General features: G+C 38.8%; 16 protein-coding genes. 6 read left to right on the plus strand and 10 right to left on the minus strand.

What is annotated here, in order from left to right; translation table 11 throughout:
• Positions 1–198 precede the first annotated feature (198 nt).
• The 4 genes from H3Z82_RS06110 to H3Z82_RS06125 all read left to right on the plus strand — a co-directional run bounded on the left by H3Z82_RS06110 (position 199) and on the right by H3Z82_RS06125 (position 4105).
• Positions 199–1338: a DegT/DnrJ/EryC1/StrS family aminotransferase gene (locus tag H3Z82_RS06110; protein WP_182203688.1), complete on the plus strand. Its 1140-nt coding sequence runs from the start codon at positions 199–201 to the stop codon at positions 1336–1338.
• Positions 1339–2361, plus strand: a complete 1023-nt coding sequence (gene galE / locus H3Z82_RS06115) for a UDP-glucose 4-epimerase GalE (RefSeq protein ID WP_182203690.1) — start codon at positions 1339–1341, stop codon at positions 2359–2361.
• 10 nt (positions 2362–2371) lie between these two features.
• Entirely contained in the window at positions 2372–3649 is a 1278-nt protein-coding gene (locus H3Z82_RS06120; RefSeq protein WP_182203693.1) for a metal-dependent hydrolase family protein, read from the plus strand.
• A gap of 264 nt (positions 3650–3913) precedes the next feature.
• Entirely contained in the window at positions 3914–4105 is a 192-nt protein-coding gene (locus H3Z82_RS06125; protein WP_182203695.1) for a hypothetical protein, read from the plus strand.
• Between the two features lie 47 nt (positions 4106–4152).
• On the opposite strand, the gene lspA is transcribed toward H3Z82_RS06125, so the two are convergent.
• The 5 genes from lspA to H3Z82_RS06150 all read right to left on the minus strand — a co-directional run bounded on the left by lspA (position 4153) and on the right by H3Z82_RS06150 (position 9587).
• Positions 4153–4653: a signal peptidase II gene (gene lspA, locus H3Z82_RS06130; protein ID WP_182203697.1), complete on the minus strand. Its 501-nt coding sequence runs from the start codon at positions 4651–4653 to the stop codon at positions 4153–4155.
• Between the two features lie 6 nt (positions 4654–4659).
• Positions 4660–5550 (minus strand): ACP S-malonyltransferase, encoded by an 891-nt coding sequence (gene fabD / locus H3Z82_RS06135; RefSeq protein ID WP_182203700.1) that lies wholly within the window; start codon positions 5548–5550, stop codon positions 4660–4662.
• 227 nt (positions 5551–5777) lie between these two features.
• On the minus strand, positions 5778–7334 hold the full coding sequence (locus tag H3Z82_RS06140) for an NAD(P)/FAD-dependent oxidoreductase (RefSeq protein WP_182203702.1): 1557 nt from the start codon (positions 7332–7334) through the stop codon (positions 5778–5780).
• Positions 7335–7399: 65 nt separating this feature from the next.
• Positions 7400–8674 (minus strand): chloride channel protein, encoded by a 1275-nt coding sequence (locus H3Z82_RS06145; RefSeq protein ID WP_182203703.1) that lies wholly within the window; start codon positions 8672–8674, stop codon positions 7400–7402.
• 10 nt (positions 8675–8684) lie between these two features.
• On the minus strand, positions 8685–9587 hold the full coding sequence (locus tag H3Z82_RS06150; RefSeq protein WP_182203704.1) for a dihydrofolate reductase: 903 nt from the start codon (positions 9585–9587) through the stop codon (positions 8685–8687).
• 295 nt (positions 9588–9882) lie between these two features.
• Here H3Z82_RS06150 and H3Z82_RS06155 point away from each other — a divergent pair, with 295 nt between their 5' ends.
• A complete protein-coding gene (locus H3Z82_RS06155; protein ID WP_182203705.1) occupies positions 9883–10179 on the plus strand; it encodes an isoamylase early set domain-containing protein in 297 nt (98 codons plus the stop codon).
• Positions 10180–10314: 135 nt separating this feature from the next.
• Here H3Z82_RS06155 and H3Z82_RS06160 read toward each other — a convergent pair whose 3' ends face one another.
• The 5 genes from H3Z82_RS06160 to H3Z82_RS06180 all read right to left on the minus strand — a co-directional run bounded on the left by H3Z82_RS06160 (position 10315) and on the right by H3Z82_RS06180 (position 15922).
• Positions 10315–11139 carry a thymidylate synthase gene (locus H3Z82_RS06160; protein WP_182203706.1) on the minus strand — a complete coding sequence of 275 codons (825 nt, stop codon included), beginning with the start codon at positions 11137–11139 and terminating at the stop codon, positions 10315–10317.
• Between the two features lie 430 nt (positions 11140–11569).
• Positions 11570–13276 carry a nucleoside transporter C-terminal domain-containing protein gene (locus tag H3Z82_RS06165; protein ID WP_182203707.1) on the minus strand — a complete coding sequence of 569 codons (1707 nt, stop codon included), beginning with the start codon at positions 13274–13276 and terminating at the stop codon, positions 11570–11572.
• Positions 13277–13288: 12 nt separating this feature from the next.
• Complete coding sequence (locus H3Z82_RS06170; protein ID WP_182203709.1) at positions 13289–13897, minus strand: bifunctional nuclease family protein; 609 nt, start codon at positions 13895–13897, stop codon at positions 13289–13291.
• Positions 13898–14093: 196 nt separating this feature from the next.
• Positions 14094–15056 (minus strand): electron transfer flavoprotein subunit alpha/FixB family protein, encoded by a 963-nt coding sequence (locus H3Z82_RS06175; RefSeq protein WP_182203711.1) that lies wholly within the window; start codon positions 15054–15056, stop codon positions 14094–14096.
• A 119-nt stretch (positions 15057–15175) separates the two neighbouring features.
• Positions 15176–15922, minus strand: coding sequence for an electron transfer flavoprotein subunit beta/FixA family protein (locus H3Z82_RS06180; protein ID WP_182203713.1), 747 nt, complete (start codon positions 15920–15922; stop codon positions 15176–15178).
• 584 nt (positions 15923–16506) lie between these two features.
• Between H3Z82_RS06180 and H3Z82_RS06185 the strand changes: the two genes are divergently transcribed.
• Positions 16507–17484 carry a pyruvate dehydrogenase complex E1 component subunit beta gene (locus tag H3Z82_RS06185; RefSeq protein ID WP_182203714.1) on the plus strand — a complete coding sequence of 326 codons (978 nt, stop codon included), beginning with the start codon at positions 16507–16509 and terminating at the stop codon, positions 17482–17484.
• The last annotated feature ends 17 nt before the right edge of the window (positions 17485–17501 follow it).

Here is a 17501-nt window from a genome sequence, read left to right on the forward strand (position 1 = left end):
CTAAAATACATTTCTTTCTATTAGATTGCTTTAAAAACACTACGGAATTTTGTTCGTGTGAGATGTAAATCCGACCAATTAACGATTCAAAATTGAAATTAAACCTTTAGGAATGATTGGTATAAGCAGCGCAATTTCGTAATTTCGCTATCTAACAAAGCCTTCGAGTTTTAAACTATTCACACTACATATAACGCGATGAAAAAAATACAAATGGTTGATCTTAAAGGTCAATATCTAAAAATTAAAGAGTCTGTTGATGCGTCTATAGCTGAAGTTCTTGACGCCACGGCATATATCAATGGCCCGCAGGTACACGAGTTTCAGAAAAATTTGGAAAACTATCTTGATGTTAAACACGTCATCCCTTGTGCCAATGGAACAGATGCCTTACAGATTGCCATGATGGCATTGGATTTAAAGCCAGGAGATGAAGTAATCACGGCCGACTTTACATTTGCTGCAACTGTTGAGGTTATTGCTTTATTGCAACTGACTCCAGTTTTGGTGGATGTTGACCCAAAGACCTTTAATATTGATATTGACGCAATCAAAAAGGCAATCACACCAAATACAAAAGCTATTATTCCGGTGCATTTATTTGGACAGTGTGCCAATATGGAAGCCATTATGAAAATTGCTGAGGAACATAATCTGTTTGTTATTGAAGATAATGCGCAGGCCATAGGAGCTACATATACCTATAGTGATGGTAAAAAAGCCAAGATTGGTACTATTGGACACGTGGCATCTACCTCGTTTTTTCCTTCTAAAAACTTAGGCTGTTATGGTGATGGTGGTGCTATTTTCACCAACGATGATGATTTGGCACATAAGCTAAGAGGGATTGTGAATCACGGTATGTATGAGCGCTACCATCATGATGTGGTAGGTGTAAATTCACGACTGGATTCGATCCAAGCTGCTGTTTTAAACACAAAATTGGAATATTTGGATACTTATAACGCTGCCCGATTGAAAGCTGCCAATGCTTATGATAAAGCTTTTGAAGGCCATAAGAATATTGTTACACCTTTTAGAGAGGGTTCTGAAGACAACCATGTATTCCATCAATATACCTTAAAAGTTAAAGATACGAATCGGGATGCTTTGGTAAAACACTTAAACGACAACGGCATTCCTTGTGGGGTTTATTATCCAATCCCATTACATCTTCAAAAGGCGTATAAGGATTCAAGATATAAAGAAGAAGATTTTGTCGTCACCAATCAGTTGGTAAAAGAGGTCATTTCATTGCCTATGCATACCGAATTGGAGTCTGATCAAATTGATTTTATCACGTCAACAGTTATTAATTTTGTAAATTCAAATTCATAAATGAAAAAGGTTTTAGTTACAGGGGGTTTAGGTTTTATCGGTTCACATACCGTGGTGGAATTACAACAAAAAGGCTTTGAAGTGGTTATTATTGATGATCTTTCCAATTCTTCAATTGATGTTTTGGCAGGAATTACAGCAATTACCGGGAAAGCCCCAGCGTTCGAAAAGTTAGATTTAAAAGAAAAATCAAAAGTGGAATCCTTCTTTGAGAACCATCAGGATATTGTTGGTGTCATCCATTTTGCGGCCAGTAAAGCCGTAGGGGAGAGCGTTGAGAAACCGTTACTTTATTATGAAAACAACATCAACACCTTGGTGTATGTTCTTAAATCATTATTGCATTTGCCGACACAGAACTTTATTTTTAGTTCGTCATGTACGGTTTATGGGCAAGCGGATGAAATGCCGATTACCGAATCTGCGCCAATAAAAGCAGCAGAGTCACCTTATGGCAATACCAAACAAATTGGTGAAGAAGTTATCAAGGATACCTGCAAGGTCAATAGTACTTTAAATGCCATTGCATTACGCTATTTTAATCCAATCGGTGCTCATAGTAGTACAAAAATTGGCGAATTGCCTATTGGCGTTCCGCAAAACTTGGTGCCTTTTATCACCCAAACTGCCGCAGGTTTACGTAAGGAACTTTCGGTTTTTGGAGATGATTATCCAACACCAGATGGTACATGTATCAGAGATTATATCCATGTCGTTGATCTGGCAAAAGCGCATGTAGTAGCGCTAGAAAGGTTGGTTGGAAAGAATAACACCTCAAATTATGAGATCTTTAATTTGGGAACAGGTAAGGGGAGCTCTGTTTTGGAAGTCATACAGTCTTTTGAAAAGGCCTCAGGTCAGAAACTTAATTACAAGATTGCTCCAAGACGTGAAGGTGATGTCATTCAGGCCTATGCCGATACGACCAAAGCTAATACCGAATTGGGCTGGAAAGCAGAAAGCAATTTAGACGATGCCCTGTTATCTGCTTGGAAATGGGAAAAACATCTCAGAAACATATAAAACCACAACCATGAAAAAAGCACTTCTTTTTTGCAGCCTTTTAGTCAGTACGCTATTTTTTGGCCAAAACACGTATTTGCATTGCGGTAAACTGATTGATACCAAGGATGGCAAAGTTTTAACCAATAAAACGATTGTTGTTTCAGGAAAGAAGATCATAGCAATTGAGGATGGTTTCTCTACACCTACATCGGCTGACGATGTGGTGATTGATTTGAAGTCAAAAACTGTGATGCCCGGACTGATTGATATGCACGTTCATATTGAAGGTGAAAGCAATCCAGCATCCTATTTGCAGAAATACACGCTCAATGAGGCAGATATTGCCTTTAATGCCCAAAAGCTGGCCAATGTGACTTTGATGTCCGGATTTACAACCGTGAGAGACTTGGGTGGCTCAGGGGTTAATGTGGCTTTAAGAAATGCGATCAATGCAGGCAAGGTTGTCGGTCCAAGAGTTTTTACTGCCGAAAAATCCTTGGCGACAACAGGTGGTCATGCGGATCCTACTAACGGTTCCAAAAGAGAATTGATGGGCGATCCGGGCCCAAAGGAAGGAGTGGTCAATAGTGTTGATGATGCGAAAAAAGCAGTACGTCAGCGCTATAAAAATGGTGCCGATTGGATAAAAATTACAGCCACAGGCGGTGTTTTAAGTGTTGCCAAAAGTGGACAGAATCCACAATTTACGGTTGAAGAAATAAAAGCCATCTGTGATGCGGCAAAAGACTACGATATGAATGTCGCAGCCCATGCGCATGGCGATGACGGTATGCAACGTGCTATCCTTGGCGGTGTGAAAACTATTGAACACGGTACGTTTATGAGCGATGAAACCATGGAACTCATGAAAAAACATGATGTGTATTTGGTGCCGACAATTATTGCTGGGAAATCAGTTACTGAAAAGGCCAAGATCCCTAATTATTATCCTGAGGTGATCGTTGGAAAGGCTTTGGATATTGGCCCAAGAATGCAAGCCATGTTTGCAAGAGCCTATAAAAAAGGCGTGGGCATTGGGTTTGGGACCGACGCTGGCGTTTTTGCCCATGGTGAAAATGCTAAAGAATTTGGGTATATGGTAGAAGCAGGAATGCCTCCAATGAAAGCAATCCAAAGTGCCACTGTTACCAATGCCATGTTGTTGAAAATGGAAAATGAAATTGGACAATTAAAAGAAGGTTTTATAGCAGATATTGTTGCCACCAATGATGATCCAACCAAACATATAGATACCATGACCACTATTGTATTTGTGATGAAAGAGGGCCAAATATACAAACAATAGCCGTTTTGGGAATAAACATCTCCTAACAAGGTGCGGATTCAATTGTTGATATGGCAATAATGTTGCCAGATAATTATCAGTGTCGTAATTAACATATTGATAGACATGCTTTTAAAGATGTTTACTTGGATTTTTGGCTACTATTTCGTTTCTTTGTAGTTAATGTTCACTGAATAAATGATGAAATGAGCCTTGAAAATTCTAATCAATTAGAGATTGAAATGGCGAATGGATTTGATCGTTAAAAACAAAAGAAAAGAACAAATGAAACTGTTTAGTATTAAAAGAGAAACAAAAGCTGAAGGACGATTTACACCAAAAATGGGTGCTTTAGTAACACAAGTTACCTATATTAAAAAACAATTTTTAAGTATTCCGTACCGAACACTTCATAAATATAGAGAAACCTATTATGGAGAAGTTAAAGATTGTGAAGATTGTAATTTAGCAAGATAGAAAACCAATATTATTATAAAAAAAGCCTCAGTTTATTGAGGCTTTTTTTATGCGTTTACTTTCTCTTGTTCCTTCTGTTTAAAACTTGCAATAACCAATAAGATCATTCCAAAGCTTACAGACATATCGGCCACGTTAAAGATGCCGGTTCTGAACACGCCTCCTAAATCGATATGAAAAAAATCGGTGACTGATCCGTACATGAATCGATCAAAAACATTGGCAATCCCACCACCTACAATGCAGCAGAATGCAATCAGGCTTAATCTGTCCAAGGTTTTGTTAGTGATGATATAATAGATCACCCCGCCTAATACAATAACGGGCAGAATCAATAATAAAATCCATTTTAAAGTGGGGCTCAAGTCACTGCCCAAGCCTAAAAATGCACCAGAGTTTTCAACCTTGGTCATGATAAAGGTGTCGCCTATAAGTTCAATGATCTCATTGGTTGCAATTTTTGCTCGAACTATAAATTTAGAAATTTGATCGATAGCAATATTGGCAACAATCAATAAGATGATGCTTGCGGTTCTTGATATTTTCATCGATTATTAATTAGGAGTAAAAGTTGCGGCAGCTGTTTGCGCTTCTCTGTTTATTTTTTTGACCAAACCTTGCAATACATTCCCCGGACCTACCTCAGTGAATGAGTTAGCGCCATCTATAATCATTTGCTGCACCGATTGTGTCCAACGTACAGGAGCAGTCAATTGCGAAATCAAGTTAGCTTTAATGTCCTTTTCATTGATTACGGCACTTGCAGTAACGTTTTGATAAATTGGGCAATTTGGTTTGCTGAACGGTGTGTTTTCAATAGCCGCTGCCAATTCTTCTCTGGCTGGCTCCATCAAAGGAGAATGGAATGCGCCTCCAACAGGCAATACCAAAGCACGTCTGGCACCGGCTTCTTTCATAGCTTCACAGGCGCGGTTGATTGCATCTACTTCACCAGAAATAACCAATTGACCAGGACAATTATAATTTGCGGCCACAACAATACCTTCCGTTTTGGCACAAACATCTTCAACTATGGCATCGTCCAAGCCTAAAACTGCAGCCATTGTGCTCGGTGTGATTTCACAAGCTTTTTGCATGGCCAACGCACGCTGTGACACCAATTTTAAGCCGTCTTCAAAAGATAAGGCACCACTGGCAACCAGAGCGGAAAACTCACCTAAACTATGTCCCGCAACCATATCAGGTCTGAATTGAGCACCTAATGTTTTGGCTAAAATTACCGAATGTAAAAAAACAGCTGGTTGCGTCACCTTGGTTTCTTTAAGATCTTCTGCGGAGCCTTCAAACATGATGTCGGTGATATGAAAACCTAAAATTGAATTGGCCTTTTCAAAAAGCTCTTGGGCTTCGGCTGATTTTTCATAAAGGTCCAATCCCATTCCGTTAAATTGAGCACCTTGACCTGGAAATATGTATGCGTTCATTTTTGTCAATTTTTAGTTGTGCAAAAATAGGAATATTTTTTTAGAGGCAGTCATACTTCGTTAGGAGAGAACTCAAAGTTCAAAAGTTTATGTTTTGAGTTTCGAGTTTCAGCTTTGCAAATAGTCCATAATCCCTAACCTCTGAGCCTTTGGACTTTTTCTTTGTGTGTTACCTTGGTGGAACTCTATGGAATAACTATTTTTCGTAAATCGTAAATCCTCAACTCTCAAGTCTGTCCACAAGCAGCCTCCGCACAGCGTTCGCCATCCATTGCCGCAGAAACTATGCCACCTGCATAACCGCCACCTTCACCACAAGGAAAAAGATTTGAAATCTGGGGATGTTCTAAGCGTTCATTTCGTGGAATACTAATTGGAGATGACGTCCGTGATTCTACGCCAATAATGTTGGCTTCTTCGGTATAATACCCTTTCATTTTCTCCCCGAAAACTTTGAAACCATTGCGTAGGCTACCGCCAATAAGTTTTGGCAATAAGGAATGCAGAGGAGCCGATTTCAATCCCGGTTGGTAGGAGCTCGGGTTAAGCTCTGCAGAAAATCTGCCTTCAACAAAGTCTGTGAGACGTTGGGCTGGAGCAGTTTGGCTTCTACCGCCAGCAGTGAATGCTAACTGCTCCAAATCCTTTTGATATTCTAAGGCTTTAAAAACGCCATAATGTTCATATTTATATAAATCCTTATGGGCATTAATTTCAACGACGATACCTGAATTTGCGAATTGATTGTTTCGTTTTGATGGAGACATGCCATTGACCACCACCTCACCATTGGCTGTGGCTGAAGGCACGATAAACCCTCCGGGACACATACAAAATGAATAGACCCCTCTGCCATTAATTTGTTCCACAATACTGTAGGAAGCGGCTGGTAACAAGGCGTCACGATCTCCACTGCAACTGTATTGTATGGAATCAATAATATGTTGAGGGTGTTCAACACGAACCCCCATGGCAAACGACTTGGCTTCGAGGGCGATGTTTTTCTTGTTGAGTAAGTAAAAAATATCCCTTGCCGAATGTCCTGTGGCCAAAATGACCTTATTCACATCCATGGCATCTCCAGTTTGAAGCACAAGCGACTTGATGGTATTATCTTTTATTATAAAGTCAATCACTTTGGTATTAAAGTGAACTTCCCCGCCATGATTTAAAATGGTTTCACGAATATTTTGGACGACTTTAGGGAGTTTGTTGGTGCCGATATGTGCATGGGCATCTACCAAAATCTGATCGGTAGCACCATGGAAAACGAGATTTTCAAATATGCGACGCACATCACCACGTTTTAAGCTTCTGGTGTATAGTTTTCCATCGCTGTAAGTTCCAGCCCCACCTTCACCAAAACAATAATTGGAATCTTCATTTACAAAATGATCCTGATTAATGGCTTTTAAATCGCGGCGTCGGTCTTGCACATTTTTGCCACGTTCCAAAACAATAGGTTTAAACCCCAATTCTATACAACGCAGCGCAGCGTACATTCCCGCAGGTCCAAAACCGATAATGTGAACAGGTTTTGCTTTCGAAACATCGCGATAATCAAAGTGATAATCAGAAGTTTCAGGAACAGGCTCGTTGATATAAACTGCCACCTTATAATTGAAAAAGATCTGTTTCTTACGGGCGTCAATCGACTTACGAAGGACTTTAACCCCCGATATCTCAGTTTCGGAAATACCAAGAAATTCAGCGCTTTTAGCTGTTAACACATTGGATAGCTTTTCGTCTAACAGGCTAACGCGAATCTGGATGTTCTTTATCATGGCGTAAAATTAGTTAAAAAGCGATTAGAATAGAGGCAAAGGGAATTATATTCTTTGAAGCCAATTCATGCGGCAGTTTCTTCCATTTGAGAGGCAATAAACGGAATTCTCGGTGCTAAGAAATAGCCTGTTAAGCTTGCAAACAAAATCGGAATGAAATACGTAAAGCCTGTTAGTGTGGCTAATAGGATCGTAGTACTCATTGGTGTTCTTGTAACACAGGCATTGATGGCCGCCATACAACTTACAATAGTTAGTGATAAACTGATGGAAGGGATAAATTGATGAATAATCAAGCCTAATGTCGCACCGCAAAAGAATAATGGTATGATGAAACCACCGCGCCATCCGGAAGTCACTGTAATGGCAATGGCTATTATTTTGAATATTAGTATAGCGATGAGCATTTTTAATGAAAAATCGCTCAGTAAAAGTGTATTCAGTTCGTAGTGGCTAAAGTATCGCGTTAATGGTAGGTAGTATGCTATAATACCCAACGATACTCCGCCGATGAGTGTCTTGACGTAAATCGGGACCACTAATTTTGAAAACAGTTGTTTAAACGTCTTGGTGCAAAAAATGAAAAACCAACCAAAGCAAGTTGCAACAATCGCAAATAAGACGGCGTATAAGAAATCGAATTTACTCACCATTTCGTAAGATGGTAAATTCCATAGCGCTCCTAAGCTCAACTGCGTAATCAATGCAAATACCAAATAGCTAAAGCAACTGGCCACGAACGCTGGCATGATGGCTTTATAATATTCAACGGCATGTTTATGGTGTAGAATTTCAAGAGCAAATAAACTACCACCTAAAGGCGCTCCAAACATGGCGGTAAAACCAGATGCCATTCCGGCAATGCTCATAGAGCGTAAATCTTCGCCCTTTAACCGGAATAGTTTTCCAAGCCAAGTGCCCGTAGAACCGACCACTTGGACCAAAGGAGCTTCAGGGCCGAGGCTACCACCAGAAGCAATGCAGAGTAAAGATGATAAAATCATGGAAGGATTGTTCTTGGGGTCAAGTTTTCCTTTATTAAATCGGATGTTGTTAACAATCAAATGGATCTCGCCCGGATCTCCAATAAAATGAATAATCAAACCTGCCAACAATCCACAGATGGCCATCGTCGGTATGACGAGCCACCCATCAAAATAAGCTAATTGATGCGTGAAAAACTCAAGAACCAACCAATATATTCCGGCAATGACCCCGCCAAAAAGACCTAAAAACGCCCAAAGAATAAATTTCCGACTGAATAAAAACGGATTGAACCGAATGGGCTGATCTAGAATATTGAGATAAGTGATTAATTTCCTTCTTCTTTTAAGCTTCACTTTTTAAATTTTATCTTCTTTGATACGTGATAAACGAAAATGAATACTCGTGGTTTTCATCTTTTTGGTGAAAGATGTTTTTGGTTTCTAACCAGATAGAAGGGTCTATTTTCGGAAAGAAAGCATCACCATCAAAAGATTCATGAACTCTGGTCAGTTCTATTTTGTCAGCATAAGGCATGGCTTGATGATAGATTTCGCCACCACCGATAATGAAAGGTTGTTGGTCACTTTTGGCAGCATCTAAAGCGTCTTCCATATTATGGACTACAATAACACCCGCAGAAACCGAATAGTTCTTCTGGCGCGTAATAACAATGTGCGTTCTATTGGGAAGTGGCTTGCTGAAACTCTCAAAAGTTTTCCGCCCCATAATAATGCAGTGATTAGAGGTTAAACTTTTAAAACGTTTTAAATCGTCACTCAAATGCCAAATTAAATCGTTGTCTTTACCAATAACATCATTTTCAGCGGCAGCGGCAATGAGGGTGAGGTTTTTACGGACTCTCGTTTTTTTTTCTGATACGACAGGAGCTTTTAAAGGGTGTTTTTTTTCAACCTCTGCCTGAAGTTGAGAAATTCGCTCTTTTTGTTTAGCCACCAACTTACTTAGCTGGGCTTCTTCCCACGATTTACCCATAAATTTATGGGTGATAAATACATTGAAAAGATGGAAAATAAAGAGAAATAACCAAGCTAAAATGGCAAATACGAACCAATCCAATCCCCAGATTTTAGTTTGCTCTCCTATGCCAATCACAGTGTTTAAAAGGATGAGAAAAAGGGCACCTATTAAAAAGATAACAAAGTGGTAGTATAAGCGCTTTTTTTGCTTAATTCTGCGTTGAGAAGTTTCGATGAGCTCTAGTTGCTCTTTGTCTATTTTTTCTACAGGTTTTTTCTTGCCAAACATGTTGTTGAAATTTTATGTAAAGTTAGTTTTTTTTGACGAAATGCTTAATTCAAACCCTTCATCTTTAGAATAAGTCCATAAATAATGTGGATTTAAGTCAAACGTATTGATAATCAGAGCAAAAGAAAATTAAATAAATTGACAATACAATAATAGAACCTGAGTTTTGTTACTAAGTTGAAGTTTTTTAAAACATATTCTTGTCAAATTGATAAAACTTTGGTATTCCGATGGTTAAATGAATCATATTGACGAATTATGTTTATATTTGCCGCAAAATTAATTAATTTGAATTATGGCAATTACAAAACAATACTTAAAAAGTAAACCAATTTGCAAAGTGACTTTTACGGTACCTGCTGAAGACGCTAAAAGAGTAAGTGTTTTAGGAACATTTAATGAATGGGATGAGAAGAAGGCTTTAGAGCTTAAGAAATTAAAGAACGGAACGTTTAAGGGCACTATGAACTTAGAAAAAGACAACTCTTACGAGTTTAGATATCTTATAGATGGTACTTTCACCAACGATGAAGGTGCTGACGACTACAAAGTGAATGAGTTTGGAGGAGAAAATGCAGTTTTGAATCTGTAACAGAAGCTTTGAGCTAAATAAAAAAGGTGTTTTCCAATTGGAAAACACCTTTTTTTATATTAGACCTATCTGAAACTGTATATTTCAGGTGGGGTAGTTCAATAATTATAGGTTTAAACATTTTAGAACAGTTGTTTAAACTGCAACCACGCCTTTGATATGCGGATGCGGATTGTAATCCTCTAAAGTGAAATCTTCAAATTTAAAGTCAAATATGTCTTTAACCTCTGGGTTTAAGACCATCTTTGGAAGTGGTCTAATCTCGCGGGACAATTGTAGTTCCAGTTGCTCTATGTGGTTATTGTAAATATGGGCATCTCCAAAGGTATGGATAAATTCACCTACCTCATACCCACATACTTGTGCCATCATCATCGTGAAAAGCGCATAGGAACCAATATTAAAAGGGACCCCTAAAAAGATATCTGCGCTGCGCTGATAAAGTTGACATGACAGTTTACCGTCAGCCACATAAAATTGAAAAAAAGCATGACAAGGAGGGAGTGCCGCTTTTCCGTTGGCCACATTTTCTGAAAATGATTTTGAGGTATCCGGCAATACTGAAGGGTTCCATGCAGAAACCAACATGCGGCGGCTATTTGGATTGTTTTTAAGGGTGTCCACGATGTCCTTGATCTGATCAATCTCATCATCGTTCCAATTGCGCCATTGGTGTCCGTAAACTGGACCTAAATCGCCATCTTCATCCGCCCATTCGTTCCAAATTCTAACACCATTATTATTGAGGTAATTGATATTGGTATCGCCTTTTAAGAACCAGAGTAGTTCATAAATAATGGATTTTAAATGTAATTTTTTAGTGGTCACCATCGGAAAACCTTCGCTTAGGTCAAAACGCATCTGATATCCAAATACACTTTTGGTTCCGGTCCCTGTTCGGTCTCCTTTTTGAGTGCCGTTCTCTAATACATGCTTTACGAGGTCGTGATATTGTTTCATGTTTACTTCCCACGAAAATGGGAATTTCATTAAATTAAACGTTCATCTTACTTAAAAGCCAAAATTAAAGAAAGTTAAGAACTTCTCGAAGTGATATGTGTGTTAAAGTTTAAGGTACACGGGTTTGATGGAATGGTTTTCCTCATGCGATTAGTATTGTTCTAATTCATTCACTGGAATGGTTTAAAGAGTTATAAAAAATAATGGGATGTTCCGATTTATAATGAATTTATATAGGTCCAATCCAACTTCCTAAATAACTAATGAGCTATATATCGAATTATTAAACCATTATTTTAAAAAAAACCATTACGTTAACAATGAAGTTTTCAAAACAAACACATTAGTATTATTGTATGATATAAAATTTGAAAATGTATTAATGGAATGAGCTTATAACATTTGAGATTTCTGCTTTCGCAGGAATTAGTTAACCAATTATCATTCCTGCAATAGTAGCTGACAATAGTGATGCTATGGTTCCGCCGATAAGCGCTTTCATTCCAAACTCAGACAAGGTTTTGCGTTGTCCTGGAGCCAAAGAGCCAATCCCGCCAATTTGGATCCCTATGGATGCAAAGTTTGCAAAGCCACATAACATATAAGTGGCCATTATAATTGATTTTTCAAACTTCAGGTGGGTTGCGCTGGCTACGTTTTTAAGCTCTGCCAATTGGATGTATCCAACAAATTCGCTCGCCACCAACTTGATGCCCAGTAATTGCCCCATAAGTGCCATGTCTTCTTTGGCCACACCAATAAGCCACATTAAGGGGGAGAATATATAACCTAGAATAAATTCCAAAGAGAGTGCCACATAAGGGGTATTGTTGGCTATTAATGTGTTTAAACCCGTTAAATTTCCAAGTTTCCCAAAGCCATAGTTAATCATCGCTATAAAGGCAATAAAAACCAAAAGCATGGCACCCACATTGGCGGCTAATTTCAAGCCTTCAGTAGTCCCGTTGGCAATGGCATCCAATATATTGGAGCCAATATTTTCCTGTGAAACCGCAATGTCTGTATTTATTGGTTTTTGTTGTGGATATAACATTTTAGAAATCACAATAGCACCAGGAGCGGCCATAACAGAAGCCGTCAATAAATGTTTGGCATAGAAAAGTTTAAGTGCTTCATCTTCGCCACCCAAAAATCCAATATAAGCTGCCAAAACACCACCAGCAACCGTGGCCATCCCTCCAATCATGACCAGAAGAATTTCAGATTTGGTCATCTTTTCAAGATAAGCTTTTATCATTAATGGCGCTTCCGTTTGTCCTAAAAAAATATTTCCGGCAACACTTAAGCTTTCAGCACCAGAAATTTTTAAGAGCTTGGTCAATATCCAAGCCATACCTGCTACTACTTTTTGAATGATACCTAAATAAAACAACACAGAGGTTAACGCTGAAAAGAAGATGATAGTTGGCAATACCTGAAACAAAAAGATGAAACCGAAGCTGCTAATATCCATCATTCCTCCAAGTAAAAATTCACTTCCTGCTTGCGTAAACTCTAACACCTTGACAAACATTTTTCCAACAATTTCAAATCCGTTCTGTATGAATGGAACCTTCAAAACCCCAATAGCCAATAGTAATTGTGCTGCCAATCCGAAACCAATTGTTTTCCAATTAATTGCTTTTCTGTTTTGACTCAAAATAAAGGAGAGCAATAGCAAAACAAACATCCCTAACGCCCCTCGGAGTAGACTGGACATGGTAAAACCCTGGCTTGGTATAATGCTGCTTATTGCGGCGTCTGTGGCCATTATAACGTCCTTAGGTGTAGAGAATATGTAATTGATATTTTCTTTATGAAGGATTAAAGTTGAATCCGATAAGGTTTTTATTTTAAATCGCTTTATATCTTCAGATGGATTGTCGTAGTATAGAATCAGCAATTTGTTTTGGGTAATATAATTGCCAATAGAGGCGCTACTATCCTTTGCTTTTAAATAGAAGTTAAATTCGCCATCAACCAGGTTTAAAACATCAGTTTCCGGATCAATATTGTAGAGGTTGACACCTTGATCATCCTGGACAGCCTCAAACTGCCATTTCTTTTCTATGCTTTGTGCTAATGTTGTTGTTACTCCAAAAAAAATAGCTGTTAAAGCTAAAAAGAAATGTTTCATCAGGTAAGTCGTTTAGCGTTTGGAGATTTCATCTCTTAGTTTTGCAGCCAGCTCATAATCTTCGCTTAAAACTGCTTGCTCCAATAAGGAATGAAGTTCGGCAAGCGTTTTATTTTTATAATCATCTTGAATGGTAGATTCAATTTCTTCGGCAACCAGATCATCAAGTAAAATGCTGTCTTGTTGCTCTTCGTCTTTTTGAGGGCTGACCTTCAGATAGATGCCTGCTTTGTCTAAAATATTCTTGTAAGTAAATATAGGTGCCTGAAAACGTAATGCTAAGGCAATTGCGTCACTGGTCCGTGCATCGATGATTTCCTCAATTTTATCGCGTTCGCAAATTAAACTCGAATAAAACACACCATCAACCAATTTATGGATGATGACCTGTTTGACAACAATATCAAATCGATCGGCAAAATTTTTAAAAAGATCGTGGGTCAATGGGCGCGGTGGACGGATTTCCTTTTCGAGAGCAATAGCAATAGATTGAGCCTCAAAAGCACCAATGACAATTGGGAGTTTACGATCGCCATCTACTTCATTTAAAATTAGGGCATACGCACCATTCTGCGTTTGGCTATAGGATATTCCTTTTATGTTTAATCGGACTAAACTCATATAAAATAAAAAACAAATAACTGCTTAAATTAGGACTTTACCAACTGTGATCACGATAATTTTTTGGGAAGACCCCAAAGAAAAAAGATTGTGAAAATTTTTGCCACAAATACATGAATCCTATTTCGGATTTTAGTCATGTATTTATGGCAACTAATTTTTGTACCAGTCGCATTGCTGCTACAAGTTAAGAAATTTAACTGTTTTGCGCCTTAAATTCCTTTATTTTTTCCGTGAGTTTCGGAACAACTTCAAAAGCATCTCCAACAACACCGTAGTCTGCGGCTTTGAAAAATGGAGCTTCTGGGTCTGTATTGATCACTACTTTTACTTTAGAGGCATTGATACCTGCTAAGTGTTGTATAGCTCCCGAGATGCCAATGGCAATATATAAATTTGCCGCTACTGGTTTTCCTGTTTGACCCACGTGCTCACCATGAGGTCTCCAACCTAAGTCAGAAACTGGTTTTGAACAGGCTGTGGCTGCACCCAGAACTTCAGCCAAATCTTCAATCATTCCCCAATTTTCAGGACCTTTCAATCCGCGCCCGCCAGAGACAACAATTTCAGCGTCTGCAATAGTTACGGTATTGGTGGCCTTGTCCACGGATTCTACCTGAACACCGCTTTCTGGAATGGATGGCGAAAATTCTTCGGAAGCTGCACTGGCAGAATTTTCTTTTAGGCCAAAGGCATTTTTAGAAACACCTACAATTTTTACATCCGTCTCAATTGTTGAAAAAACAAATGCTTTATTAGTAAAAGCAGTACGCTTTACGGTAAATGGCGAAGCGCTTGTTGGCGCTTCCACCACATTAGAGGCATAGCCGGCGTCTAAACCAACTGCCAATAACGGCGCAAGATATTTGCTGTCTGCACTTGAACTGACCACAACCACTTTTGTCTCTTCTTTTTCTGCCGCTTGTTGGATAACGTCGGCATAGACCTTAGCATTAAAAGTGTCTAATTTTGAATCGTTTACTTTTAATACTTTGTCCACTCCGTAGGTGCCCAATTCTGAAACCTCATCGGCATTAATGGTGATTGCAGTTACTGTCGTCCCCATTTGGTCCGCAACAGCTTTTGCGTAAGATGCCACTTCAAAAGCAACTTTCTTGAATTTTCCTTCTTCTGATTCTGTATATACTAAAACTGACATAATCTTTTATTTTTTCCTCACCCCGAGCCCTCTCCAAAGGAAAGGCACGTTAGGGCTTTGTTAATATTATTTATTCTTACCTCAACAGTTCCCCTCTTTTGGAGGGGTTAGGGGATGATTTATATCACCTTCGCCTCATTGTGAAGCAAGTTCACCAACTCATCCAAATTATCTGGAGACACCATTTTTACGCTGCCTTTTGGCTCAGGTTTTTCAAACTTGACCGTTGTTGTTTCTTTAGTCGCTTCAACTGGCTCAACAACATTTAAGGGCTTTTTACGAGCTTGCATAATACCCCTCATGTTCGGAATACGGAGATCACTCTCTTCTACCAAACCTTTCTGCCCACCGATAACCAAAGGTAACGATGTAGAAACCGATTCTTTTCCGCCATCAATTTCTCTTGTAGCTTTGGCGTTTGTACCTTCAACCTCAAGACTGATGCAGTTGGTCACAAAATTAGCACCAATAAGCTCTGCTAACATACCTGGAACCATACCACCATTATAATCAATAGATTCACGGCCAGCAATCACTAAATCATAACCACCTTCTTTAACTACATTAGCCAATTGTTTGGCCACTGCAAAACCATCTGTAGCGGGGGTGTTCACACGGATGGCAGTGTCAGCACCAATGGCCAAGGCTTTGCGTAAAGTGGGTTCTGTTTCTGGTCCGCCAACGTTAACAACGTCAACACTAGCACCTTGTTTTTCTTTAAACCACATGGCGCGGGTTAGGCCAAATTCATCGTTAGGATTGATGACAAATTGAACGCCATTAGTATCAAGTTTGCTGTCTCCATCTGTGAAATTAATCTTCGAAGTCGTATCAGGTACGTGACTGATACATACAAGTATTTTCATGTTTTATAATTTTATATATTAGTAGTTTTCTGTTAAAATTGCCACTGAAAACTCTCACCTATTTGAATTGGAGACGAAGTTAATTATTTTAGATGACATACTTACTATGCGTGCATAATAAATTTTATCGAAAATATGATTTTTGCTCATTTTGTTCTTCAAAAGATGAAAATTGAGCGTAATTCTGCTGATTATTCAAGGTTCAACCATCGAGAAGTTAAGTATTCAAAAATAAATTCAGTATGTGATCTGTGTTATGGAGACTTCTTAACTATCCTATATTTCAATAAAAAACAATGTTCTTACTGTAATCTAGCGCTGTTGACGATTTAAATCAACGGCGGCTTGTTATTTCACTGCTGGCATACAACTAAAACGAAAATCTTTACTAGCGTCAATTGATTGATATCCATAATTATATGAAACTTTAAAGGGTTCAGGTTTATTCGCTTAAAAATGTTGTTATTTTATTCTCAATAATTGTTACTTTTGCTACTTGATTTATAACATTAACTAAAAAAGTTCTTCCCATTGGGGCGAATGGGCAAATTGCCTGCACGAGCCAAGGTGAAGCGAAGATGTGAATGAAGACAATTCAATTTAGAGAAGCAATCTGTGAGGCCATGAGCGAAGAAATGCGCCGTGACGAGACCGTTTATTTAATGGGTGAGGAAGTTGCAGAATATAATGGTGCTTATAAAGCATCAAAAGGAATGTTGGACGAGTTTGGAGACAAACGTGTGATTGATACGCCAATTGCAGAACTTGGTTTTGCGGGAATTGCTATCGGATCTACCATGACAGGCTGTCGCCCTATTGTAGAGTATATGACCTTTAACTTCTGTTTGGTTGGGATTGATCAAATTATTAATAACGCTGCCAAGATCAGGCAAATGTCAGGTGGGCAGTTTCCTTGCCCTATCGTGTTTAGAGGGCCAACCGCTTCTGCAGGTCAGTTAGGGGCAACGCATTCTCAGGCTTTTGAAAACTGGTTTGCCAATACCCCAGGACTAAAAGTAGTGGTGCCATCAACACCTTATGACGCCAAAGGGCTTTTAAAATCGGCTATTCGTGATGATGATCCCGTTATTTTCATGGAAAGTGAGCAAATGTACGGAGATAAAGGTGAAGTGCCAGAAGGAGAATATACCATTCCGTTGGGTGTGGCTGAAGTGAAGCGTGAAGGTACCGATGTAACTATCGTATCTTTTGGAAAAATTATTAAGGAAGCTTTTAAAGCTGCAGAAGCATTGGAAAAGGACGGAATTTCGTGTGAAATCATCGATTTGAGAACCGTACGTCCTTTAGACAAACAAACCATCTTAACCTCGGTAAAGAAAACGAACAGATTAGTTGTTTTAGAGGAAGCATGGCCTTTTGGAAACATCGCAACAGAAATAACTTATATTGTTCAATCAGAAGCTTTTGACTATTTGGATGCTCCGGTTGTAAAAATCAATACTGCTGATACCCCAGCGCCATATTCACCAAATCTATTTAAAGAGTGGTTGCCAAATAGCGACGAGGTAGTTAAAGCGGTTAAAAAAGTCATGTATAAATAAAACCATTTCCGATACGA

Origin of the sequence: Gelidibacter maritimus, from assembly GCF_014062315.1 — a bacterium.
Classification (GTDB): Bacteria; Bacteroidota; Bacteroidia; order Flavobacteriales; family Flavobacteriaceae; genus Gelidibacter; species Gelidibacter maritimus.